14 protein-coding genes are annotated in these 24,430 nt (G+C 67.8%); 10 read left to right on the top strand and 4 right to left on the bottom strand.

Annotated elements, in window-relative coordinates; genetic code table 11:
• Positions 1–2: 2 nt before the first annotated feature.
• From Mam01_RS04375 to Mam01_RS04365, 3 genes are all read left to right on the top strand, one after another.
• The gene (locus Mam01_RS04375; protein WP_191909940.1) at positions 3–158 is read left to right on the top strand and encodes a hypothetical protein; all 156 of its coding nucleotides are present in this window, start codon (positions 3–5) and stop codon (positions 156–158) included.
• 28 nt (positions 159–186) lie between these two features.
• Positions 187–1,032: a bifunctional methylenetetrahydrofolate dehydrogenase/methenyltetrahydrofolate cyclohydrolase gene (locus Mam01_RS04370; protein ID WP_204284198.1), complete on the top strand. Its 846-nt coding sequence runs from the start codon at positions 187–189 to the stop codon at positions 1,030–1,032.
• Positions 1,033–1,118: 86 nt separating this feature from the next.
• Positions 1,119–2,891 (top strand): phosphatidylglycerol lysyltransferase domain-containing protein, encoded by a 1,773-nt coding sequence (locus Mam01_RS04365; RefSeq protein ID WP_204284197.1) that lies wholly within the window; start codon positions 1,119–1,121, stop codon positions 2,889–2,891.
• A 115-nt stretch (positions 2,892–3,006) separates the two neighbouring features.
• On the opposite strand, the gene Mam01_RS04360 is transcribed toward Mam01_RS04365, so the two are convergent.
• Both Mam01_RS04360 and Mam01_RS04355 read right to left on the bottom strand, forming a co-directional pair.
• The gene (locus Mam01_RS04360) at positions 3,007–3,741 is read right to left on the bottom strand and encodes a hypothetical protein (RefSeq protein WP_204284196.1); all 735 of its coding nucleotides are present in this window, start codon (positions 3,739–3,741) and stop codon (positions 3,007–3,009) included.
• A gap of 113 nt (positions 3,742–3,854) precedes the next feature.
• The gene (locus Mam01_RS04355) at positions 3,855–14,645 is read right to left on the bottom strand and encodes a LamG-like jellyroll fold domain-containing protein (protein WP_204284195.1); all 10,791 of its coding nucleotides are present in this window, start codon (positions 14,643–14,645) and stop codon (positions 3,855–3,857) included.
• 302 nt (positions 14,646–14,947) lie between these two features.
• Here Mam01_RS04355 and Mam01_RS04350 point away from each other — a divergent pair, with 302 nt between their 5' ends.
• A complete protein-coding gene (locus Mam01_RS04350) occupies positions 14,948–15,376 on the top strand; it encodes a phosphatidylglycerol lysyltransferase domain-containing protein (RefSeq protein WP_204284194.1) in 429 nt (142 codons plus the stop codon).
• Here Mam01_RS04350 and Mam01_RS04345 read toward each other — a convergent pair.
• Positions 15,336–15,905, bottom strand: coding sequence for a DinB family protein (locus Mam01_RS04345; protein ID WP_239101036.1), 570 nt, complete (start codon positions 15,903–15,905; stop codon positions 15,336–15,338). The two genes, Mam01_RS04350 and Mam01_RS04345, sit on opposite strands and share 41 nt — an antisense overlap.
• A 94-nt stretch (positions 15,906–15,999) precedes the next feature.
• Between Mam01_RS04345 and Mam01_RS04340 the strand changes: the two genes are divergently transcribed.
• A complete protein-coding gene (locus Mam01_RS04340) occupies positions 16,000–16,974 on the top strand; it encodes a helix-turn-helix transcriptional regulator (RefSeq protein WP_204284192.1) in 975 nt (324 codons plus the stop codon).
• A 124-nt stretch (positions 16,975–17,098) separates the two neighbouring features.
• Here Mam01_RS04340 and Mam01_RS04335 read toward each other — a convergent pair whose 3' ends face one another.
• Positions 17,099–17,752: an FHA domain-containing protein gene (locus Mam01_RS04335; protein ID WP_150930669.1), complete on the bottom strand. Its 654-nt coding sequence runs from the start codon at positions 17,750–17,752 to the stop codon at positions 17,099–17,101.
• Between the two features lie 234 nt (positions 17,753–17,986).
• On the opposite strand from Mam01_RS04335, the gene Mam01_RS04330 reads away from it, so the two are divergent.
• From Mam01_RS04330 to Mam01_RS04310, 5 genes are all read left to right on the top strand, one after another.
• Complete coding sequence (locus tag Mam01_RS04330) at positions 17,987–19,108, top strand: citrate/2-methylcitrate synthase (RefSeq protein WP_204284191.1); 1,122 nt, start codon at positions 17,987–17,989, stop codon at positions 19,106–19,108.
• Positions 19,098–19,427 carry a DUF3017 domain-containing protein gene (locus tag Mam01_RS04325; protein ID WP_204284190.1) on the top strand — a complete coding sequence of 110 codons (330 nt, stop codon included), beginning with the start codon at positions 19,098–19,100 and terminating at the stop codon, positions 19,425–19,427. Before Mam01_RS04330 ends, Mam01_RS04325 begins: the two co-directional genes overlap by 11 nt.
• A 109-nt stretch (positions 19,428–19,536) precedes the next feature.
• Positions 19,537–20,754 (top strand): NADP-dependent isocitrate dehydrogenase, encoded by a 1,218-nt coding sequence (locus tag Mam01_RS04320; protein WP_150930663.1) that lies wholly within the window; start codon positions 19,537–19,539, stop codon positions 20,752–20,754.
• Positions 20,755–20,951: 197 nt separating this feature from the next.
• Complete coding sequence (locus Mam01_RS04315; RefSeq protein WP_204284189.1) at positions 20,952–21,698, top strand: YwqJ-related putative deaminase; 747 nt, start codon at positions 20,952–20,954, stop codon at positions 21,696–21,698.
• A gap of 194 nt (positions 21,699–21,892) precedes the next feature.
• Entirely contained in the window at positions 21,893–24,391 is a 2,499-nt protein-coding gene (locus Mam01_RS04310) for a serine/threonine-protein kinase (protein ID WP_204284188.1), read from the top strand.
• Positions 24,392–24,430: the final 39 nt, after the last annotated feature.

Here is a 24,430-nt window from a genome sequence, read left to right as displayed (position 1 = left end):
ATATGCTCACGACCTCTTTCACCCTGATGAACGGCGTGTGGAACAGCCCCCTCGCGCTGCTTCCCATCGCGGCCCTGGCCGCGTACCTCGGGTGGAAGGGCGTGGAGTTCATCCCTCTCACCCGCCGGATCATCGAGCGCCGCGAGGGGGCTCAGTAAGACCACCTGAGAAGGACTGGGGAGTGCGATGACCGCGCGGCTTCTGGACGGCAAGGCGACCGCCGCCACGATCAAGGGCGAGCTGGCGGAGCGGGTGAAGGCCCTGGCGAACCGGGGCATCACCCCCGGTCTGGGCACCATCCTGGTCGGTGACGACCCGGGCAGCCAGATCTACGTCGCGGGCAAGCACCGCGACTGCGCGGAGGTCGGCATCACCTCCATCCGGAAGGATCTTCCGGACACCGCCACCCAGGCCGACGTGGAGGCCGCGGTCGACGAGCTGAACGCCGACCCGGCCTGCACGGGCTATATCGTCCAGCTTCCGCTGCCGCGGCACCTGGACACCCAGGCGCTCATCGAGCGGATGGACCCGGCCAAGGACGCGGACGGCCTCCACCCGGTCAACCTGGGCAGGCTCGTCCACATGGTCGACGCCCCGCTGCCGTGCACCCCGCGCGGCATCGTGGTGCTGCTCCAGCGGTACGGCGTGCCGATCAAGGGCGCCGAGGTCGTCGTCGTCGGCCGGGGCATCACCGTGGGCCGGCCGCTCGGCCTGCTGCTCACCCGGCGCGCGGAGAACGCCACCGTGACGCTCTGCCACACCGGCACCCAGGACCTGGCGTCCCACGTGCGCCGGGCGGACATCGTCGTCGCCGCGGCCGGGGTGCCCCACCTCGTCACCGCGGATATGGTCAAGCCAGGTGCGGCCGTGCTCGACGTGGGCGTGTCCCGGGTCGACGGGAAGATCGCCGGTGACGTGGCCCCCGACGTACGCGAGGTCGCGGGTTTCGTCGCCCCCAACCCCGGCGGGGTGGGGCCGATGACCCGGGCCATGCTGCTGGCCAACGTCGTCGAGGCCGCCGAGCGGCACTGAGGCGCGGTCCGGGCGGGGTAAGCACCCGGGCAAGGATCGGAATCACGCCGCTGCGAGCGCGATGACATCACTTATCCTCACATATCGTGAGTGTTCGGACGCACTCCGTACGGGCGAGGATCGCGCGTCCCTGGGTGCCCGCGGCGGCGGGCCGGGCCGCGCTGCTGATCGGGGCGCTGGACATCGTCAACGGCGTCGCCCCGCGGTTCCGTACGAGCAGGATCAGCGAGATCGCGGGCATCCTGCCGGGCAGCGTCACCACGCTGGCCGAGACGGCCTCTCTCCTGGTCGGAATCCTGCTGATCATGCTGGCCCACGCCCTCAGGCGGCGGAAGACGCGGGCCTGGCGGGCGGTGGTGGTGCTGCTGCCCCTGGGCGCCGTCCTGGAGGCGCTGCGCTGGCGGCACCCCCTCGCCGCGTCGGTCTCGCTCCTGCTGTTCGGGGTGCTGCTGCTGAGCAGGGCGGAGTTCTACGCCCTGCCCGACCCGCGCTCCCGCTGGCGCGCCCTGGGGAACCTGGTCGTGCTCGGCGCGTTCGACCTCGTGATCGGATGGGTGCTGGTCGCCGCGCACGCCCGTGACGTCGCGGGCCGGCTCGGTCCGGGGGAGCGGTTGCGGCAGGTCGTCCTTGGTCTCGCGGGCGTGGAAGGTCCCGTCGGCTACGCCTCGGCGCACGCCGCCGCCCTGGTGTCGTCCTCGCTCGCCGGCCTCGGCGCCCTCACCGCCGTCACGACCATCCACCTCGCGCTGCGGCCGGAGCGCCCGGCAGCGGCGCTCACCCCCGGCGACGAGCGGCGTCTCAGAGCCATGCTCGACCAGTGGGGCGGGCAGGACTCGCTCGGCTACTTCGCGCTCCGCAGGGACAAGAGCGTGATCTTCTCGCCCAGCGGCAAGGCGGCGGTGACGTACCGCGTCGTGGCCGGGGTGATGCTCGCCAGCGGCGACCCGCTCGGCGACGCCGAGGCCTGGCCGGGGGCCATCCGCCGCTTCCTGGAGGAGGCCGGGCGGCACGCCTGGATCCCGGCCGTGATCGGCTGCGGCGAGAGCGGGGGCGAGGCGTGGACCAGGGAGGGCGGCCTCGACGCGCTGGAACTCGGCGACGAGGCGGTGGTCGAGGTGGCCGGATTCGCCCTGGAGGGCCGGGCGATGCGCAACGTGCGGCAGATGGTCCGCCGGGTGGAGCGGCTCGGCTACACCTGCCATGTGCGGCGGGTCGGCGACCTGACCGAGGCCGAGCGGGACCGCATCCATGCCGCGGCGGTCTCCTGGCGTGGCACCACGGCCGAGCGCGGCTTCTCGATGGCGCTGGGCCGGTTCGGCGATCCCGCCGACGCCGGATGCGTGGTGGTCACGGCCCACGGCCCGGAGCAGGCGTCGTCCCCCGCCGCCGGGTCCGGGAGCGGGGAGACGACGGGGGAGATCCGGGCCGTCCTGCACTTCGTCCCATGGGGGCGCGACGGGCTGTCGCTCGACCTCATGCGCCGCGACCGCCGGGCCGATCCCGGCCTGAACGAGTTCCTGATCGTGAAGGCCCTGGAGGCCGCGCCGGAACTCGGGGTGACCAGGGTGTCCCTCAACTTCGCGGTGTTCCGGGCGGCGCTGGACCGGAGAGAGCGCCTGGGCGCGGGACCGGTGTCGCGGGCCTGGCGCGGTGTCCTCGTCTTCCTGTCCCGCTGGTTCCAGATCGACTCGCTGTACCGGTTCAACGCCAAGTTCCGGCCGGCGTGGGAGCCGCGGTTCCTGGTCTTTCCCGCGTCGCGCGACCTGCCGCGCATCGGCGTCGCGGCGCTCATGGCCGAGGCGTTCCTGACCCCGCCACGGGTTCGCTTTGGGAGCATCCCGCTGCGTAGCCGACGCTGACGTCGCCGGCTAGGGCCTCAGTGCTTGGCCGCCAGGTCGCCGCGTGCCTTCCGTCGCAGCCGCTCGGCCTCCCGCCGGAGGAATCTCCCCTTCCGCGCGGTCTCACCGCTCATGATCAGCCGAAGTTCTCCTTGGCGTAGTCGGTACGCCTGGCCTCGCACCTGGAAATCGTAGACCGCACGCGACAGTCCTCGTAGGCCGCTGTAGCCGCTATGCAGATATCGGCTTTTGCGGTGACCCCCCAGCCGTTCCGGCAAATCTCATACTCGGCGTTGCCTTCGATGCAAATGTGGCGAGGTATCTCATTATTGTCCGGCCGGCGAGTTCGACATGCTTCATAGACGGGACTGGCGTCACCACAGAGATCGCCACTTCCGCGCAAAATGCACACTCTATATACTGTCGCCGCCTCACAGTAAGTCTTCGGCCGGTCGGCGAGCAGGCAGTTGACATAACTATCGGAGGCATCCCCCGCGGCCTTGGCGCAGGTGTTTTCACCGAGTACTACGGAGTCGGCACGCCGGCAATCCGATATGAAAGATTTCCGATCGTCGTCGATGGGTTTGTAGCTGCCGCAATCGCCATTCTTGAATCCGGTTCCGCGGCATGCCTCGTAGTCGTCCGTCTTTTTGCACCAATTATCGCGCGCGTTCGCGCAGGATTCGAAGGAATCGCCGTCCGCCCTTGGGTTGAAGCTGGCCTCGCTTCCCAGGGTCGTGATGCCGACATCGCGGGGAGAACCGGTGTCCTCCGTCCTTCCCGGCGTAACCGGGCCATGGTCGCCGGCACGGGGTCTCGAGGCGGAGTCGATCCCATGAGGCGAGCATGCGCCGACGAGGGTGACCAGCATGAGGCTGACACATGCGAGCACTCGGGACCCTCGACGACTTCGTCTAGCTCTCAACGGTTCGTTCGCCTCCTCTCGACGTCGATACGATCGGCCTGCACGGACAGCAGGCACCCTTATGCGGAAGTATAGGCCGTTACGCAATGCCATCCAGTATACGGAAGGCCCTCTCTCCAGGTGCATCTCTCTCTGATCGTCAGCCCTCTACCGGGGTATTGCAAACGCTTCTTCCGCCATTCGGCGTTGAGCTCTTCGTCGCTCGCCTTCAGTGCGTTGATGATTTTCACTCCGACGTCTATGAGACCGCACACCGTATCTGCCACCTCTCCTGCGGCTTTTGCCTGGGGAATGAACGACAGGTATCCGGTGAGCCCGCAGAGCCCAGGGCCCTCGGCGTCCTTGCTGTGATAGATATCCGAGGTGAACCACTTCTGAACCGCAGAATAGTACGTATTGCATACTTTCTGCTTCGGACGTTCCTGGCTCACCATCTCGCACTTCTTCCCAGGAGTCTCGTCACACCACGTCGAGGTCGGGTGCTTCATGCACCAGTAGACGGCGTCGGCGAGCTTGCCGCAGGTGCCCAGCTTTCCCTTCGTCTCCTTGATGCAGTCCAACTGGACCACGCCCGCGGCGAAGCAGTCTCCCATGGAGCCCTTCACCTCACGGAGGCATCCGATCGTGTCGTCGGCCACCTCATTGCAGACGGAGTCTTTCTGGCCGAACCCGCTTCGACCGCCAAGGTTCTTGAGGCCGCCCTTGTACGCGCACACGGCGTAGACCTCGCGCACCACCTTGCATCGGGGAACCGATCCCTGGGTGCCGTCGCCACGGCAACGTCCGTAAGCGAGTGCCGCCCCGACGCATACGTTGTTGGCGTGTGAGAAGCGATCCATGCACTCGCGGTACTGGGGTCCGTCTTCTATGCAGGTCTGCCGAGACACCCCCTTACCGCGCATGCATTTCGTGTAGACCGCTACCGTTCCGCCACACTGGTCGCCGCCACCGGACTTGATACATACATCCCTGACAGCACTTTGCTCGCACTTCAGTTTCTTCCCGCCGCTGAAACGGCAGTCGTTATAGAGCTCGTTCCCCGACGAACAGCCCTTCGTGTTGTCTAGCCCGTAGTAGCAGTCGTTGTAGAACGACTCATACGGGTCGCACTTCTTCCCCTTGAAGCCATTCTCCTTGCACTGCTCATAAATCTTCTTGCACTTCGCCTGATAGGGGTCCTCGGTACACGACTTTTCCTTGACGGTCTTCTTGGCCTTGTGACCGTTCGGGTCCACGTGACTTAGGGGGTTGGCGTTGGCGTAGGTGTAACGGCCGAGCTGGACGGAGGGGTCGGCGTTGAGCGTCAGGCTGTCGCGGGAGACGAAGCTTCCCGTAGAGGGCTGGTACCAGCGGGAGGCCATGTTGACCTTCTTGGTCGTGGGGTCGGTGTAGCCGCCCTGGTAGCCCAGGTCGTGAGTGACACCGCTCTGGGCGATGATCTGCCCGAAGGGGTCGTAGGCGGTGGAGTCGGCCAATGCTGTTCCCGCGGCCGTGAATGTGCCGACCAGGTCCCCATGCTGGTCGCTCAGGGCCAGCTGGGCGATGCCTCGATCCGACAGGCTGACGGTGCGTCCCATCGCGTCGCGCCCAAAGACCGCCTTCTTCACGTTGGCGGCGTCGGTGACGGCCACGAGATTGTTGGTTTGGCCGTCGTACGTCAACGTCGTCGTCTGCCCGCTCTCGCTACGCGTGGTCATGCGGTCGAGGGCGTCGTAGTCGTAGGTGACGGTGTCGTCCTGGATGAGACGGTCGAAAGCATCGAACTTCGTGATCCGAACGGCACCGTTCGAAGATTCGGCCAGGGTGCCGCGTGCGGTGTATGTGTAGGTGTAGCCGTCGCCCGACGTGAGGCGGTTGCGTTCGTCGTATGTGAAGGTCTTGTCACCTTCGCGGACTCGGTTGCCGGCGGCGTCCCAGCCGTACTCGGTGGTCCTCGCATCCGGCGCGGTCCATGAGGTGAGACGGTTGGCCCAGTCGTAGGTGTAGGTGTTGGTACCCGCGCCGGCGGTTCCGGCAGTGGTCTTGCCTGTGACGTTGTCGTCGGCGTCGTAGCCGTAGTCGATCGAGGCGACCAGCGCGCCCTGGCCGGTCTTGAGTTCGTCCTTCGTCAGCCGGTTGAGCGGGTCGTAGGTGAAGGACCGGCGGTTGCCATTGGCGCCGAACGCCATCGCGGTGAGCCTGGAGACCCGGTCGTAGGTGTAGTCGATCGTCGTCGAGCTCACCGGGTCGACCGCTTGGATGAGCCTGTCGCTGTTGTCCCATGTGAATGATGCCGTGCCCGTGCCATCGACACGCTGGACGAGCCGGTTGTCGGCGTCGAACGCGTAGGCGCTGATGTCGCCTTCCGGCCCGGTGCTCTTAAGGAGCGCACCGCGGTCGTTGAGCGTGAAAGTGAGGTCACCGGCATTGGTGAGCCTGCCGGCCAGGTCGTAGCCGAAAGTCTTGTCCCTGGTCGCGGCCTCAGCACCGGAACCGGTCTGGTTGACCAACCGGTTCAGTTCGTCGAACGTCCGCTCGACGCGAACGCCGCCGGGGTTCAGGCTGACCACCGGGTTTCCGGCCGCGTCGTAGACGCTGGTCCAGGTGCGATCGGACAGGTTGGGGTGTGCCTGGGTGCTCGGTTCGATGACCGACTCGACCAGGCCCAGGCTGTTGTAGGCGGTGTAGGTGGAGTTGCCCCGCCCGTCGGTCGATCGGGTCTGCTGCCCCGCCGCGTCGTATCCGAACGACGTGGTGATTGTTTCGGTGGCCGAGACCGGTTCGTGCTGCTCGACCAGCCGGTTGGCGGCATCGAAGTCACGGGTGGCGGTGTGACCTCTGGCTGTGGTCTGACTCGTCATGTTTCCGGCGGCGTCGTAGCCGAACTTCTCGGTACGCAGCACCGTGCCGCCGGCATCGACGTCGGCCGTCTCGATCTGCCGACCGGCCAGGTCGTAGGTGGCCGTGCTGGACACACCGAGCGGGTTGGTGGTCTTGGTCACCCGCCCGGAAAGGTCGTAGTCGAAGGACGTGGCGTCGCCGTACGCGTCAGTGTGGGACGTCAGCTCGCCCAGCGCGTTGTAGGCACGGGTGACGGCATCACCGGTAGGACGGGTGACCTTGACCAGGTTGCCGGCGTCGTCATACTCCAGCCTCGTTACGTAGGCGGCCGGGGCCGGTTTGCGCTCGAAGGTCGTGGTGCTGACCTGTCGCCCGAGATCGTCGTAGGTCGCCTCCCAGTGGGCTCCGGTGGGATCGGTTTGGGACAGCGCCTCGCCGAGCAGGTCATACGTGTATGTCGTCCTACCTGCCGCGGTGCCCCCAACCCGCGGGTCGATCACCTGGACCTTACGCCCCAGCCCGTCGTAGACCACCGTGGTGGTGTTGCCCCGTGCGTCCGTGGCACCGATCTGCTGCCCCGCGGCATCGTAGGAGACGCTCACTGTCGGGGTGATCTGCTGCCCTCCGGGCGGCGTATAGGTGGGCAGTGCCTGCGAGACCATGCGTCCAGCCCGGTCGAACACCGACGTGACCTTGCGTCCTTCGGGGTTGACGAGATGTGTCCGCTCGCCGAACGTGTCGTACCCCAGCTGAGAAACGGGACGCTGGAGGGCTGGAGCGCCACCGTCGCGTTCGATACGGACCGGAGGCAGCTTGACCTCGGTTCTTCTCCCCGCCATGTCATAAAGGATGTCCGTGGTGTAGTTCCCGGCGGTCGCGCCGGCGGCGTTGCCGCGCGGATCCGTGATGGCCGTGACCAGTCCACGATCGTCGACCGTGAGCGTCGTGACCAGGTCCTCGCCGTCGTTGTGCACGGTCTGCCTGACGGGTTGACTACCCGCGTCATAGGCGTACTCGGTGATCTCCGCGCGGGCGGTTCCGGCAGCGGTCCTGGTCGTCTTCAGGACGTTGCCGTCGGCGTCGTAGGCGTAGAGGGTCGTCCTGGCCAGGGCCGCCGGGTCCGTCGTCTGAGAGGTGAGGCGGCCCGCCGCGTCATAAACCATGTCAATCCGCAGTCTTCCGCCGTCACCGGTTTGGCGAGTGATATGGCCGACAGGGTCGTACGTCTTGGTCTCCAGCACCACATCACGTCGGGCGGACGACCCGTTCAACCTGACACCGCTCGCGATCGTCTGCGCTGCCAAGCCATCCGCATAGTAGGTGTAGGAGGTCGTGCGGCCCTCCGCGTCGGTCTGGGATGCCATTCTCCCCGCTGGGTCATAGGCGTACGACTTCATGACCACGTCGCTTGCAGGCCGTGGATCCACCGGGCTGCCGGTCCACCCCTTCAAGACGATCGTCGCGAGCTCGCCTCTGGCGGTGTAGGTGTAGTTGTAGAGCGAACCGCGAGTATCGGTGTGGCTGACTTTCTGGCCCTTATGGTCATAGCTGTAGCGCTCGATGCCCCCCTCGGGAACCGAGACCGACTCCACCCGACCATAGGAGTCGTAGGCATAGGTCGTCCTACGCTCCGCGTCACCGCCCGTCGCATCAGAGACCGTGACGGTCAGCGGGTTTCCGTCCGCGTCGTAGGTGTAAGACCGCCTCAGTGTGTGAACGACATTGGTGATCTCGTTCTTGACAGCCGCGTCCGTGGCGGTTAGAGGACGACTCTGCACGTCGTAAACAAATGTGCTCGTCACACCGCCAGGGTTGGCGGCGGAAATATCGGTACGACTGATCAGCCGACCGATGACGTCATAGCTGTAGCGCTTCGTCAGGCCCGTCAGGCTGGTCTCTTCGGTGAGGTCCCCCGCAGCGCTGTACGCGTAGGTCGTCGCGTTCCCCCTGTAGTCCCTGGCCGACTTCACAAGCCCGGCCGGGGTGGTTCCACCACCGACTGCCGGTTCTGTTCCATCGGTATAGACCTTGGTCTGGGACCGTCCCTGGGAGAAGTCAGGGGTGGCGGGAACCGTCTGCTTCGTCGGTTCTCCGAAGGAGCTGTACGTCAGGGTGACGGCGTAGGTGTCGTCGGTCGCCGATGCCGACCTACCGTCGCGGTAGGCGATGGGCTGGTCGTTGCGGGGATCGAATGGATCATCGACGTTCAGGTAGTAGGAGTAGTACTCCGTGAAGCACGTGTCAACGCCGCGGCAGCTCTTATTCGCGATCAGATTGCCGCGCGCGTTGTACGACGGCTCGCTCCCATTGCCGTTGGGATCGGTGATTTTTGCGGGAAAGCCGCCTGTGTCATAGGCGTACAGGGTGGTCTTGCCGAGCTGGTCGGTGGTGGAGACGGTCCGGTATCCGCGCAGGGCGTTGGTGACGTAGGTCAGGGTGCCGTTGTGCGGGTCGGTAACCGTGGCCGTGGCCGAGACCTGGGTGGTCGACTCCTTGGTGTAGACCATGTCGGACAGCTTCCAGGTGCCACCGTCGTCGTCGGTGTGCGTCTTGAGGCGGCCGCCGTCCGCGGCATAGGTGTTCTCCGCGTGGACACGCCCCGACGGCTGGGTCTCCTTGGTCAGCAGCGACCCGGCCGTGCGCGCGGTGTAATGCGTGCGAACCTCGGCGAGCCCGAGGGGCTTGGGGTAGACCGCGACCTCGTCGATGCTGCCGGCGAACGGGAAGGTCGTGAACGACGAAGTCGTTGAGGGCCAGCCGGGAGCGCCGAATCCATTGCCAATACGGGTGTCCCACATGGTGTCGCTGCCGGTATGGGTGATCTTGCCCGCGAGGCCGCCGACAGGCTGGCCGTCGAGGAACATCGTCTGGATGTTCTCCGAGCCGGACAGCACGACATGATGCCAAGCCCCGTCGTTGACCCTGCCGGGCGAGGTGATGGGAGCGATGGTTCCGTTCCAGAACTGACCCCGCAGCCTGCCGTCGGTACCGACATAGACGCCCAGCGCGAACATCATGGGCACGTCGTCCAAGGAGTTCTGGTAGCCGAGGATCGTGCCCGAAGCGGTGGTCCTGAACCAGGCTTCGACGGAGAGGTTGCCGCCCAGCCCGCTGACGGTGGCCTCGGGCAGTGCCACGTACTCCGATCCAGCGGCTCCCGCGAACGTCATCGCCGTGTCCGACGACCCGGCCAGCGCGCCCGCCACGCCTACGGTGGCGTTGGCCGAGCTTCCCATCAACTTGCCGTCGCTCTTGCCGGTGTCCACCCCGGCAGCGCTGGCCACCTTGCCGTACAGCGCGTTCGTGGTCTCGTTGAGACGCCAGTAGCCGGTTGGCCCGGAGTCGAGCACCACGCTGCGGTATCGAGAGGCATCCGTGTACGTGTAGGTGGTGCACGCCCCCACAGCTGTCGGAGGGCATGCCTTGATCAGCTTGTCACCGTCGTACTCGTACGTCCAGGTGATGGGCATCCCGTCGACGAGATCGGTGGCAACGCTGGTCACGTGACCGCCGGTCCAGCCGAAGGTGAGCGTACGCCCCCCGGTTGCGGTCACCTTCAGGAGCTTGCCGTCCGTGGCGTATGCCAGGTCCTGGCTGTGGTTTCTTCTGTCGCTGACCTTGGCCAGCCGCCCGGACACGTCGAACCAGTAGGACGTGGCGGACTGGTCCATCAGGCGCCAGCCACCGTCGTCCAGGGTGACCAGGGTGGCGAAGGTGCCCGGCGGCGAGGCGTAGGTGCCGTCGCCCCTGGACGCGAACCGCTGCTGACTGCCGTCGGGGTAGGTCACCAGCACGGTGGCGGGCGGCGTGATCGTTTTCATGCCGGCCAGTTCCCGGATCTGACCGATGGTCAGGGCCTGCTGGAACATGCGGAGGTCGTCGATGGCGCCCTTGATCTCGCTGCCGAGCACCGTTGTCCCGGTCGCGTTCCAGCCCGCCGGTACTCCGGTGACCGTCCTCATCAGTTCACCGTTGAGATAGAGGGAGATGGCGCCCGCAGTCTTGTCGTACACGCCGGCGACGTGGAACCACTCTCCGACGGGGGCGTTCACCCCAGACAGCACGGCGGTGCGGGCAGAGCCGGCGGTGTCGGAGGCATACGTGGCGAACATCAACTGCCCGGTGGTTTGGTCGACACCCAGGTAGTACGGTGCCCGGTTGGTGCCATTCTGCTGGGCCACCTGGTATGAGCCCGTCCGATCGTCCAGCTTCAGCCAGGAGGCGACGGTGTAGCTGTCATCAGTGCGCAGCACGGGACCGGGCGTCGTCGCGACCGCACCGCCGGACTTCGCGATGGCGCCGCCGATCTTCCCCGAGACCGTGGATGTCCCGGCCGAGAGGATCGCGTTGAACCCACGGCCGGAAGCGTCCGCCGCGAACACACTGCCGAGGTCGCCCAGCCGCCAGTGACCCACCAGCGAGGGATAGGCGATCGCCCGCCCCTCGTCCTGGATCCGCATGTCCCAACGGGTGGTCCAGCCAGAGCCGAACGCTCCATCGGCGCGTGGATCGAGGCTGTTGTACGTGCGGTTAACGGCCAGTGGGAGGCCAGCCGTGGGAATGGACAGGTCGGTCACCGAACGGGAGTAGTTCCCGTTCACATGATTGAACTCACGGCCTTCGGTTCCGGCAGCCAGCAGCGAGTTGATGGTTCCCTGTTCCGGCGCGGTGGTGAAGGTCTTCCAGGGGGAGGTCACAGTCACCGCGCTTGTCGCGGCCTTCGCGTACCACCAGTAGGTCTTGCCCCACTGCAACCTCTTCGACGGCACGTTGAACGTCCCGTCCTTGGTCCACTCGTAAGAACTTTCACACCACGTCCAGTGGTCCTTTGTGCCCGAGCAGATCTGGAACCAGTAGACGACCTTAGTGCCGACGGAGGACTGTGCATGTGCGGACAGCGTCGGCGTCAGCGTGCCGACCTGTGTGTTGTCTCCTGGAGAGAAGACCTGGAAGGGCAGAGCGGACACCGTCGCGGACTGCCACAGGGACCACGGACCGTTCGTTCCGCTCGTGGTGACGCCGCGAACCCGCCACCGGATCCTCCACCCCTCGGATAGCTTCCCCGACGGGATTGCCGCCCAGGCGTTGGATCCGGACGGGTACGCCGTCGTGTCGGTCCCGGCGTAAATCTGCCCCGACCCCTGGTCGGCCGCCTCCGGATCATGCTCGATCTCGATGCCCAGGTAAGAGCTGCGCCCCTGCGGATCGGTCACCTTTCCGAAGAACCAGGGTGTGAGCGATCCCGCTGTCCAGGTCGAACCTCCCGGTGTTCCCGGAGTTATCCCCGGCGCGGCAACGGCCGGTCTGTCGAGGTTCACAGTCGCTGTCTGCCAGTCCGACCAAGGCCCGCTCGTACCAGCGGTGTTGACACCGCGCACCCGCCAGCGGACGAGCCAGCCATCGGTCAGCTTCCCGGCGGGAACCTGCACCCAGGCGTTCGATCCGGACGCATACGACGTGGTCGCCTTTCCCGACCAAATCAGTCCCGTACCCTGGCCCGGTTTGGACGGGTCATGCTCGACCTCCGCCTGTAGATATGAGGCGAGACCACCGGCATCGGTTACCTGCGTGTAGAGCCAGGGCGTCGATGAGGCGAGAATCCACGAGGTGTCGCCCGTCTTCGTCCCGGGGACCACCCCGAGACCTGTCCCTGCCGGCTTGTTGACCGCGATCCTGGCTGTTTGCCAATCCGACCAGGGCCCGTTCACCCCGGTCGTCGTCACAGCGCGAACACGCCACCGCACCAGCCACCCGTCGGTCAGCTTCCCGGACGGCACCGAAACCGTTGCATACCGGGCGTCGTTGAACATGTCGGTAGGCGTCGTCCCTGTCGCCGACCAAATAAGCCCCGAACCCTGACCAGGCACCGACGGATCGTGCTCGACCTCCGCCCCTAGATAGGAGTCCCGGAGAAACCCGATATCCGTGATCTTCGCTCTGAACCTCGGCGTCAGGGACGACAATGTCCACAGGCCGGCGCCTTCCGTCCCGGTCGTCGTCAACTCCGAGACCGAGGGCTTGGTGACATCGACCCTCGTCGACTGCCAGTCGGACCACGGTCCGTTCACCCCGGTCGTCGTCACACCGCGAACACGCCACCGCACCACCCAGCCGTCGGTCAACTTGCCCGACGGCATGGACACGGATGCGTATTTCGTATCGAGATTCGTCGCGGTCGTGCCCGTCCCCGACCAGATCAACCCCGACCCCTGACCCGGTGCGGCCGGATCGTGTTCCACCTGAACGCCGAGATAGGAACCTCGCAGGAACACCTCATCCGAGATCTTCGCTCGGAAGGACGGCGTTAACGACGACATCGTCCACAAGCCGGCGCTCTGCATCCCGGTCGTCGACACCTCCGACACCGAAGGCTTGGTTATGTCGAGCTTCGACGACTGCCAGTCGGACCACGCCCCATCCGCGCCTGTTGTCGGTACGGCACGAACACGCCACCGCACCAGCCAGCCGTCAGTCAACTTGCCCGACGGCACTGAAACAGACGCATACTGCGTATCCCACGACGTCGAACTCGTGCCCGTCCCTGACCAGATCAACCCCGTACCCTGATCCGGAACCGAGGGATCGTGCTCCACCTCAGCCTTCAGGTATGACGAGGGGAAGATCGTCTGTTCTTTGATCCTCGCTTGAAATCTCGGAGTCAAGGAGGAGAGGGTCCACAAACCGGCGCTCTGCGTCCCGGTGGCCGTCAGCTCCGATATCACGGGCTTCTTCGTATCGACCACCGCCGACTGCCAGTCCGACCACGGGCCGTTCACACCCGTCGTCGTCACGGCACGTACACGCCACCGCACCTGCCAGCCGTCGGTCAACTTTCCCGAGGGCACCGACACGGATGCGGTCGGCGTATCAAAGGTGGTCGAGGTCGTGCCCGTCCCCGACCAGATCAGCCCCGACCCCTGCGTCGGCACCGAGGGATCGTGCTCCACCTCAGCGCCTAGATACGAACGCCTGGAGAACGTGGGATCAGAGATTTTTCCCTGGAACGTCGGCGTCAACGACGACAATGTCCAAAACCCGGAACTCTTCGTCCCGGTCGCCCAAAGCTCAGACACCGAGGGCTTGTTGACATCAACCTTCGCCGACTGCCAGTCCGACCATTGCCCTGCCACACCCGTCGTCGTCACACCACGAACACGCCACCGCACCAGCCAGCCATCGGCCAGCTTCCCGGAGGGAACACTAACATCGGTAGTGGACCCCGATGCAGCCGACGTCGTGCCCGTTCCCGAAGAAATCAGGCCGCTCCCCTGAGTCGGCACCGACGGATCATGCTCAAGCTCATAGGCCAAGAAAGAGGACCGCCACAGCGGGTCGGTGATCCTGGCTTGGAAATACGGGGTCAACGAGGAAAACGTCCACAGACCCGAACCCTGGGTTCCGGATGCCGCCACGTTCGACACGCTCGGAGCCCCGTCGGCCATCGCCCTCTTAGCCGCGCTCGACGAGGCGCGCGATCGAGTCGTCAACGACTCAGTCGACACACGCCGCGTGGAAGCCGCTAGCCCCACCCCCGGCGTGCTTATACGCCTCAGCGAAAGGCCCTGGGTTCGAACCGTCTCGGCCGGAGGCGTGTTCTCCGACTCGTCCTGAGACTCAGCTTCGCTGATCTCCTTGGGCAGCGGCGGCGGAGACTTCAGACCGCCCTCAGCCGGCTCGTCGGTCGGGGTGCGCTGCTTTTCTACCGGCAGGGCATCGTCCGGACGCTTTCCGTCGTTCTCCGGCCGCGGCCCCGGAATCCGCATATCCCTTGGCTCGGTCAAGGACGCATCGACGAGGTGCGGCAGCCCCTGTGCCGAGCCGGATTGCTGAGTCGGCGGGGCGTCTGCGGAGCCGGAAACGACGTTCGGCAGGTTCAGGAAAACGCGCAGTGGAGACACCGGCGCCGGGTAGGCCGGAAGCTGTAACGTTCCAGGAAGAAGTGCGACTGTCACGATCGCCGTGAAACGCACCAGCCACCGGGCCGGGCCCTGCTTTCCCAGGCCGAACCGACTCCGTCGCACCTCGTCCACCTCCGTCAGCGCACAGCGGACTGTGCGCATGGCGTCCACACGAAGCGAGCGTCATGGACGGCTGCGCGACATTGGAACGATCTTCAGCAAAACGATCACAACGTATAAGCAGGTGCCTTCGATGTAAAGAAAAAATAAGTTGTGACCCACGACACATCACACAACGTGTTCTTGTGATGGTTCTGTGCTAGCGATTTTGGCCCTCTCGTAGTGTAGGAATGAGACTCCAGGTGATGCGGGCTTAAGACCGCATCACCTGTAGCAGGACGACAATCAAGGAATTTTTAGCTGCAGGGGTCCGAGTGCCGTGTGCAACCTGGGGCAGATGGTCCATCGACCGCGACCTCCGGGCCGATCCCGGCCTGAACGAGTTCCTGATCGTGAAGGCCCTGGAGGCCGCGCCGGAACTCGGGGTGACCAGGGTGTCCCTCAACTTCGCGGTGTTCCGGGCGGCGCTGGACCGGAGAGAGCGCCTGGGCGCGGGACCGGTGTCGCGGGCCTGGCGCGGTGTCCTCGTCTTCCTGTCCCGCTGGTTCCAGATCGACTCGCTGTACCGGTTCAACGCCAAGTTCCGGCCGGCGTGGGAGCCGCGGTTCTTGGTCTTTCCCGCGTCGCGCGACCTGCCACGCATCGGCGTCGCGGCGCTCATGGCCGAGGCGTTCCTGACCCCGCCACGCCTCCGCCGGGGGGTCAGCCCATGCTCTTGGCGCCGTCCAGGGACTCACGGATGATGTCGGCGTGGCCCGCGTGCTGGGCGGTCTCGGTCATGACGTGCATCAGCACCCGGCGGGCCGACCACCGCGCGCCGGGCTCATGCCACGGGGCCTTCGGCAGCGGCTGGGTGGCGTCCAGGTCGGGCAGGGTGGCGACCAGCTCGTCGGTCCGGCGCGCGGCCTCGGCGTAGTCGGCGAGCACACCGGCCAGCGTCTCGCCGGGCAGCAGCCGGAACTCGTCGGCCCTCCGGGCCCAGTCGGCCTCGGTCATGGCGGTGAAGTCACCCATGACCGACGGGCCGTCCAGGATGAAGGCCGCCCACATCCGTTCGACCGCGGTGACGTGCTTGATCAGCCCGCCCAGGCACAGCTCGCCGGCGGTGGTGCGCAGCCCGGCCTGCTCGTCGGTGAGATCGCGGGTGGTGAAGCGCAGGAAGTGCCGCTGCTTGGCCAGCATCGCCAGCAGGTCGGCTCGCTCACCGGTGGGGACGGGCGCGTCGGTGAGGTCACCGGTGGTCGTCTCGCCGAGGGTCGTGGTCTCGCTCATCATCTCCGCCTTCGCTGTCCTGCATCGCCGGTCAGAACCCACGCTAGGCCGCACAGCGGTCACTTTCTGACCTGAATTCCAGGAGAATCGCGCCATGGCGAACACCAGCGACCGGACGCTGCGGCTGCTGTCCCTGCTGCAGAACCACCGGCACTGGCCGGGCGCCGAACTGGCCGAGCGGCTGGGAGTCTCGGCCCGCACCCTGCGCCGGGACATCGACCGGCTGCGGGAGCTGGGCTATCCGGTCGAGGCGCAGCGCGGCGTGGACGGCGGCTACCGGCTCGCCGCAGGCGCGGCACTGCCGCCTCTGGTCATCGACGACGACGAGGCGGTGGCCCTGGCCCTGGGACTGCAGGCCGCCGCCCAGGGCGCGGTGGAGGGCATCGCCGAGGCCTCGGTGCGGGCGCTGGCCAAGGTGGTGCGGGTGATGCCGGCCCGGCTGCGGCGCCGGATCGACGCGCTGCGCGCGATGACCGTGCGCGGCGGCTGGGACGGCCCGGCCAGGGCCGGCGTCGACCCGGGCGTGCTCACCACGGTCGCGCTGGCCTGCCGGGACAGCGAACAGCTCCGCTTCTCCTACACCGCCTCCGGCGGCCGGCGCACCGACCGCCACGTCGAACCCCATCGGCTGGTCTGTCTCGGCCGCCATTGGTACCTGCTCGCCTACGACCTCGTCCGGCACGACTGGCGCAGCTTCCGGATCGACCGGCTCACCGCACCCCACGACACCGGTTCCCGGTTCCGGCCCCGGGAACTGCCCGCCGCGGACGTCGCCGAGTTCGTGCGGGCCGGCCGGGACAGCCTGCCCCGGCCGTACCGGGTGGAGGTCCTGGTCGACGCCCCGGCCGCGACCGTACGCGAACGGATCGGCAGGTGGAGCGTGGTCGAGGAGGTCGACGACGAGCACTGCCGGGTGCGCATGACGGCCGACTCCCTGGACTGGCCGGCGATGACGCTGGGCGTGGCCGGCGCCGATTTCCGCGTCGTCGAACCGCCCGAACTGCTCGACCACATCCATGAGTGGGCAGCCCGTTTCAACCGCTCCGAGAAAGCTCTTCCCTCGTCTTAGCCCATTCGCCCATAAATAGCTTTTTGTCACCGCCGTGTGGCGGTGCCGGGAGCCGGTTGGGAACGCTCCACCGGCCGCCGGGGGTGGACGGTTGCCACTTCCTGGCGGCCGGTGCGTGAGGGGCTCAGGAGGCCCGGCGGCCCACGGGGGTGCGCTGCGGCTCCGGCTCGGCGGGGCCGCCCGCTCGCTGCGGCGGCACGACCGGCGTGGGCCGTACGAGGCCGAGGGCGACGACCTCGTTGGCCAGTCTGGTCCGCCGGTTGGTGCCCTCCGGGATGCGGAACTTCTGGTACAGCCGCAGCAGGTGCTGCTTGACCGCCGCCTCGGTCACCACCAGGTCGTCGGCGATCTCGCGGGCCGTCGCCGGCGCCACGAACGCCTCGTCCGACAGGGCGGGGCGGCACAGCGAGGTGAGCACGTCGACCTCGCGGCGGGTCAGTTCCGGCGCGGCGGCCCGGCGCAGTTCGACCTCGGGAGCGAGGTCCTCACGCGGGATCCCGCCGACCCGGGCCCGGGCGGCGCCGAAGGAGACGACGTCGCCGTCGTCCAGCACCCTTCTGGCGATCGGCCTGCCGTTCACCCGTGTGCCGTTGCGGGACAGGCCCAGGTCCACGACGTACAGGTAGGGCCCGCGACGGACGAATTCGGCGTGCAGCCGTGAAACGCTCGGATCCGCCAGCCGGATGTCCGCGCCCCGGCCGCGACCGATCGTGGTGACGTCGGGGCGCAGCGGTACCACCTCGCCGCTGTCCTCGATCCGTATGAACGGCCCCTCCACGGCAGTTCCTCCCCAGGTAGCCCGCCGTTACTTTCTCTATAGATGCGGCTTACCCACCCGTGGCGAGGGGGAATCGCCTTTGCCATAAGCAGAATCCTCCGTGAAATCGATCTGGGCCTTTGAGGGGCTTCTTCCCTGCTCACGGGTAGACTTCGGGCGGAGATAAGCGGAGGAAATACTATGAAGCAGACTTCCTCGGACGGGGGGGACTTGGGGGGTGGAACCCCCCAAGAGGTGGCAGACAAGCCCACCAAAGGACTCGCCGACGTCGTCGCCGCGTCCACAGCGCTGAGCGACATCGACGGCAAGGCGGGCCGGCTCTTCTACCGTGGCTACGACATCCACGACCTGGCCGGCCGCACCACCTTCGAAGAGACCGCCCACCTGCTCCAGCGTGGGTCGCTGCCGTCCCGCGCGCAGCTCGCCGACTACGGCGCGGAGCTGGTGCGGGGCCGCGCCCTGGGCACGCTCGTCGAGCGCGACATCCCCGAGATCGCTGAGAGGCAGACGCCCATGGAGGCGCTGCGCACGCTGGTCTCCCTGGCCGGCGCGGAGGATCCGGACAAGGATTCCAACGCCCCCGAGGCCAACCTGCGCAAGGCCGCGCGGCTGACGGCCCAGCAGCCGATCCTGGTCGCCCGCTACCACGCGGCGCGGACCGGGGCGACGCTGCCCGAGACCGATCCCGAGCTGAGCATCGCCGGGAACTTCCTGCTCCAGATCACCGGCCGGCGCCCCGAGCGGCGCGCCGCCGAGATCTTCGACACGTGTCTCGTGCTGCACGCCGACCACACCATGAACGCCTCGACGTTCGCCGCCCGGGTGTGCGCCGCCACGCTGTCCGACATGCACTCGGCCGTCGTCGCCGCCATCGGCACGCTCAAGGGGCCCCTGCACGGAGGCGCGAACGAGCAGGTCATGCGTACGCTGGAAGCGCTGGACCCGCGCGGCGTCGCCCAGGCCGTACGGGACAGACTGGCGGCGGGCGAGAAGATCATGGGATTCGGGCACCGCGTCTACAAGACGGAGGACCCCCGGGCGACGCACCTGCGGCGGATGTCGGAGGAGCTGGCCGAGGCCTCCGGCGACGACACCTACTACCGGATGTCCCGGGAGATGGAGGAGGTCGTCTTCGCGGAGAAGCGCCTCTACCCGAACGTGGACTTCTACGCGGCGACCGTCTACCACTACCTGGGCATCCCGACGGACCTGTTCACTCCCGTGTTCTCGGTCAGCCGGATGTCGGGGTGGACCGCCCACGTGATCGAGCAGCACGCCGACAACCGGTTGATCCGGCCCGACAGCGAGTACATCGGCGAGCGCGACCGGAAATGGGTGCCCATCGATGAGCGGTGACATCGAGGAGCGCGGCGGCAGGCATGGGAGAGACGTGAGAGCGGGCGAGAGCACGGCCTGGGGGCCGTACCTGCTGGTGGTGGCGGGTGTGGCCGCCGGCCTGGGCGCGATCGGGCTGGGGGCGGCGGTGTCCACCGGCGGAGCGGTGATGGGCGGCGCCTTCCTCGCCGGCTCCGTCGCCCGGCTGGCGACGCCGGACCGGCGGGCGGGTGTGCTCGCGGTCCGCGGCAGGCGGACCGACGCGATCACGCTCGCGGCGTTCGGCGCGGCGCTCGTGGCCGGCTCGCTGCTCATGCTGCTGCGCCTGCACGACTCGTGAGCAACGCGACCTCGTTCGCGGGCTTACCACACCCGTCCGATAGCCTCAACGGCCAGTGAGCCTCAAAAAGGACGTGCTGGCCAGTCAGACCAGAAGGGGAACCCCACGCATGCCCAAGATCAAGGTAGCGGGACCTGTCGTCGAGCTCGACGGCGACGAGATGACCCGGATCATCTGGCAGTTCATCAAGGACCAGCTGATCCTTCCCTACCTCGACGTCGACCTGAAGTACTACGACCTCGGCATTGAGCACCGCGACGCCACCGACGACCAGGTCACGATCGACGCCGCCAACGCCATCAAGCAGTACGGCGTGGGCGTCAAGTGCGCGACGATCACGCCGGACGAGGCGCGGGTCGAGGAGTTCGGCCTGAAGAAGATGTGGAGGTCCCCGAACGGGACGATCCGCAACATCCTCGGCGGTGTCATCTTCCGTGAGCCGATCATCATGTCGAACGTCCCCCGGCTGGTGCCCGGCTGGACCAAGCCGATCGTCGTCGGCCGTCACGCCTTCGGCGACCAGTACCGCGCCACCGACCTCAAGGTGCCGGGCGAGGGCACCCTGACGCTGACCTTCACCCCGAAGGACGGCGGCGAGCCGATCGAACTGAACGTCTTCGACTTCCCCGGCTCGGGCGTCGCCCTGGCCATGTACAACCTGGACGAGTCGATCCGCGACTTCGCCCGCGCCTCGATGCGGTACGGCCTCAACCGCGGCTACCCGGTCTACCTGTCGACCAAGAACACCATCCTCAAGGCGTACGACGGCCGGTTCAAGGACATCTTCGCCGAGGTGTACGAGAGCGAGTTCAAGGCCGACTTCGAAGCCGCCGGGATCACCTACGAGCACCGGCTGATCGACGACATGGTGGCCGCCTCCCTCAAGTGGGAGGGCGGGTACGTCTGGGCCTGCAAGAACTACGACGGCGACGTGCAGTCGGACACCGTGGCGCAGGGCTTCGGCTCGCTCGGCCTTATGACCAGCGTCCTGATGACCCCCGACGGCCGCACCGTCGAGGCCGAGGCCGCGCACGGCACGGTGACCCGGCACTACCGCCAGCACCAGCAGGGCAAGCCGACGTCCACCAACCCGATCGCCTCGATCTTCGCCTGGACCCGGGGCCTGCAGCACCGCGGCAAGCTCGACAACCAGCCCGAGGTGATCGACTTCGCCGAGAAGCTGGAGCAGGTCTGCGTCGAGACCGTCGAGGGCGGCCAGATGACCAAGGACCTCGCGCTCCTGGTCGGTGGCGACGCCGAGTGGCTGACCACCCAGGACTTCCTCGCGGCGCTCGATGAGAACCTGAAGAAGAAGATGTCCGCGTAGTTGTGAGAAATCGGCCTCTGCCCGCGGTGCCGCCGCCGGGCAGGGGCCGATTCGCTTCTTCGGGCCGTCGGTAAACCACCCGCGAGTACGCCGGTAATCGGATCCGTATCACCCCGCAATCCGATGTCGAGGGCTCCCGGCGACCCTGGTCGAGGGCCGGGCCACCACAGGCGAAGACCCTCGACGAAGGACGCGCGATGGCAGAGACGACGCACACCTCACACAACCCCGCCGAAGAAGCGGTGCCCACGGCGGATGTCCAGAAGTGGGCCAGCGCGGCCCGCGTCGAGCTCGGCCAGTGGCTCAGGACGGCGACGCTCGCCAGCGAGACCAGAGCAGCCGCCGAGGAGGTGTGGAAGAAGCTCGGCACGCTGGAGAGCGCCCTCGTGAACAAGACGAAGTCCGAGGCGGAGGCGCGTGCGGCCTTCGTCACGTGGGTCTACGAGTACGACTACAACGGCGGGTTCACGTGGTACGTGGAGGAGAAGGCCAGGGTGACCGCCGAGGCCGACAGGGTCGCGGCCGAGCAGGCCATCCAGAAGTTCATCGCCAAGGCCCGCACGGAGGCCCAGAAGGCGACCAGAACGCAGGGCGGGCTGGGCACGGTGGTCGCCGGACTGGCCGACCTCGGCACAGAGCAGACCTTCACCGGGACGAGCGGCGCGTACCCCTACCTCCCCAGAACCGAGAAGCATCCGGTCATGGAGGAGATCCTCTCCAGGGTCGGGCAGGGCGAGGAATGGACCGTGGACAACTGCGCCGAGGTCGACGCGATGAACAAGTACCTGTACAAGATCAAAGCTCGGGTCCTGAGCGACGTCCAGGGCAAGAACCTGTACTTCCACGCCGAGACGTGGAACTGGGACAAGAAGGTGTGGCAGCCCCGCAAGGCGTGCGGCAACTGCGACAAGTGGCTGAAGACCATCGGAGCGCGCCGCGTCTGACCGGGCGCCGCCCGCGGGCAGGGGGGCCGCAGGAGACATTCCGGGCGGCCCTTTTCCGTCACATGGGGATAGGGACCGCTCGCCGCATTGTCACGACTTCCTGACGTCACGGCGTGGTATCGGGCGCCGGAACCGCCGCGCGGGGGCCGTAAAGTTCTGCTGGCCGGTACTTTGCCGAATCGTGGGGAACGGGGATGCCGCAGATCGCGCCGCTCCAACCGGGGGACCCGACCCGGCTCGGTCCCTTCGTGCTGTCCGGCCGTCTCGGCGAGGGAGGCCAGGGCGTGGTCTACCTCGGCGAGGACCAGGCAGGCGAGCAGGCCGCGGTCAAGCTGCTGCACGTGAAGTTCACCGGCGACGCGGTCGCCAGGTCCCGTTTCGCCAGGGAGTTGCGGGCCGCCCAGCGGGTGGCGAGTTTCTGCACCGCACGGGTCATGGCGGCCGACCTGGAGGGCGACACGCCGTACATCGCCAGCGAGTTCATCGACGGGCGGTCGCTGCGCGAGACGGTCGAGGAGCGGGGAACGGTGACGGGCTCGGCGCTGGAGCGCCTGGCCGTCGGCACGGCCACCGCGCTCACCGCCATCCACCAGGCGGGGATCGTCCACCGCGACTTCAAGCCCGACAACGTGCTGCTGGCCGTCGACGGGCCCCGGGTGGTCGACTTCGGCATCGCCCGCATCCTCGACTCGACCGCCACGATCACCAGCCGGGCGATCGGCACGCCCGCCTACATGGCCCCCGAGCAGATCTCCGGCGGCAAGGTCGGGCCCCCGGCCGACGTCTTCTCCTGGGCCTCGACGATCGCGTACGCCGCGACCGGCACGGTCGTCTTCGGCGGCGACTCGATCGCGGCCGTGCTCAACCGCATCCTCAACCACGAGATCGACACCTCGACGCTGCCCGAGCCGCTCGCCGGGGTGGTGCGGGCGTGCCTGCGCAAGTCGCCGGACGAGCGCCCGACGGCCGACCAGATCCTGCTGCGCCTGCTCGGCCGTACGGCGTCGGGCGACGCGTCCACGACGGTGCTCTTCGAGGGCGCCGCGCACGCGGCCGATCCCGCGGCCAAGCCCTTCGCCGGACGCGCGGCCCCTCACCCCGGCGGCCGGCACGGCGATCAGCCCAGCGGTCAGCCCAGTGGCCGGTACGGCGGCTCGTACGGCGATCACCCCGGCGATCACCCCGGCGCTCAGCATGGCGGTCGGCCCGGCGGCTCGTACGGCGGTTCCGGTGGTGACGCCCGGAGCGGCCCGCACCGGTTCGCCGGAGCGTCGGGCGGCGGTCCGCACGAACCCGTCGGCGGAGCCCGGTACGGCCCCCCGAACGGAGCTCACAACGCGGCCCACAACGCGGCCCAGAACCCCGCTCACGACGCGGCCTGGCGCGGCCGGCACGAGGGCTCCACCGGCCCCGCGCTGAGCGTGGGGACCTGGGACACCGAGGCGGCCCGTGCGTTCCTGTCGCCCGCGGTCAGCACCGACGTGCGTGCGGGCGGGGACACGGGCACCGCCTCCTCGCCGCCCACGCCCCCGGGGACCGGATCGTACGGATCGGAGCCGGAGGGGTCAGGAGCGTACGGATCGGGACCACACGGATCCGGGCCCCAGGGGTCGAGGGCCTACGGATCGGGACCACGCGGATCGGGACCGCAGGGTTCGGGACCGCAGGGTTCGGGACCGCAGGGGCCGGGCTCGCACGGATCGGGGCCGCAGGGGTCAGGGGCGGTGGCGCCGCACGACCCGGGGCCTGCGCCGTCCCGGCGGTCCCGGCGCAGGGGCCTGCTGATCGCCGCGTGCGCGACCGCGCTCGCCGTCCTGGCCGGCGGGGGCGCGCTCGTCGCGAGAGAGATGGGCCTCCTCCCGATCGCCGGCGGCGAGACCGGCGAGGTCGGGGAGGTCGGCGAGGTGGGCACCTCGTCGTCAGGCAGCCCTCAGCCCCGGCCCACGTTCGCGTCCGTGCTCGACAAGGTGGCGCGCACCGGGCGGCTCACCATCGGCGTACGCGGAGACCTGCCGGGCGTCGCCCTGCTGCAGGGGACGGGGTCCAGCGGGTTCGAGATCGACCTCGCCACGTACATCGCCCGGCGCCTCAAGGTCCCGGCGAGCGGCATCACCTTCCACCGGATCGGCGTCGGCGAACGGGTGCGGGCCCTGACCGACGGCGTGGTGGACATGGTCGTCGCGACGTACTCCTACGACGACAACCGCGGCGACGACGTCACCTTCGCGGGCCCCTACTACACGGCCCACGCCGACCTGCTGGTGCTCGCCGGCTCACGTATCAGGAAGCTTGACGACCTCGCCGGCCGCCGGATGTGCGCACCTGCCGGGAGCACGACGGCCCGGCTGATCGCGGGCAAGGTGGACGTCGAGCAGGTCCCCGCCGGCAACTACGCCCAATGCATGACCCAGCTGACCAGCGGAAAGGTCGACGCGGTCCCCGGAGACGACCTGATCATCGCGGGCTTCGGGAACAGGGAGGCGCTGAAGCTGTCGGTGCTCGGTGTGCGGCTGAGGGACCAGCGGTACGCCGTCGGCCTGCCCAGGAACGACGTACGCACCTGCGCGGCCGTCGAGGGCGCGATCCGGGACCTGTACGCCGACGGCACCATGCGGAGCCTGCTGCGCAAGCACTTCGGCAACGTCGACTTCGACTCCGAGGCGAAGGCCCCGGCCCCGCTCTCCTGCCGCTGAGTCCCCGCCCGCGCGCCGGCGTCAGGACCGGCCGCTTCA

This window comes from Microbispora amethystogenes, assembly GCF_016863015.1.
GTDB classification, from domain to species: domain Bacteria; phylum Actinomycetota; class Actinomycetes; order Streptosporangiales; family Streptosporangiaceae; genus Microbispora; species Microbispora amethystogenes.
This window is presented reverse-complemented; position numbering and strand designations above follow the sequence as displayed.

Bases quoted from the DNA above. Each gene is read 5' to 3' on its own strand.
- Mam01_RS04375 (WP_191909940.1), top strand. From the start codon at position 3: ATGCTCACGACCTCTTTCACCCTGATGAACGGCGTGTGGAACAGCCCC.
- Mam01_RS04370 (WP_204284198.1), top strand. From the start codon at position 187: ATGACCGCGCGGCTTCTGGACGGCAAGGCGACCGCCGCCACGATCAAG.
- Mam01_RS04360 (WP_204284196.1), bottom strand. From the start codon at position 3,741: ATGCTGGTCACCCTCGTCGGCGCATGCTCGCCTCATGGGATCGACTCC.
- Mam01_RS04345 (WP_239101036.1), bottom strand. From the start codon at position 15,905: ATGAGCGAGACCACGACCCTCGGCGAGACGACCACCGGTGACCTCACC.
- Mam01_RS04340 (WP_204284192.1), top strand. From the start codon at position 16,000: ATGGCGAACACCAGCGACCGGACGCTGCGGCTGCTGTCCCTGCTGCAG.
- Mam01_RS04325 (WP_204284190.1), top strand. From the start codon at position 19,098: ATGAGCGGTGACATCGAGGAGCGCGGCGGCAGGCATGGGAGAGACGTG.
- Mam01_RS04320 (WP_150930663.1), top strand. From the start codon at position 19,537: ATGCCCAAGATCAAGGTAGCGGGACCTGTCGTCGAGCTCGACGGCGAC.
- Mam01_RS04315 (WP_204284189.1), top strand. From the start codon at position 20,952: ATGGCAGAGACGACGCACACCTCACACAACCCCGCCGAAGAAGCGGTG.
- Mam01_RS04310 (WP_204284188.1), top strand. From the start codon at position 21,893: ATGCCGCAGATCGCGCCGCTCCAACCGGGGGACCCGACCCGGCTCGGT.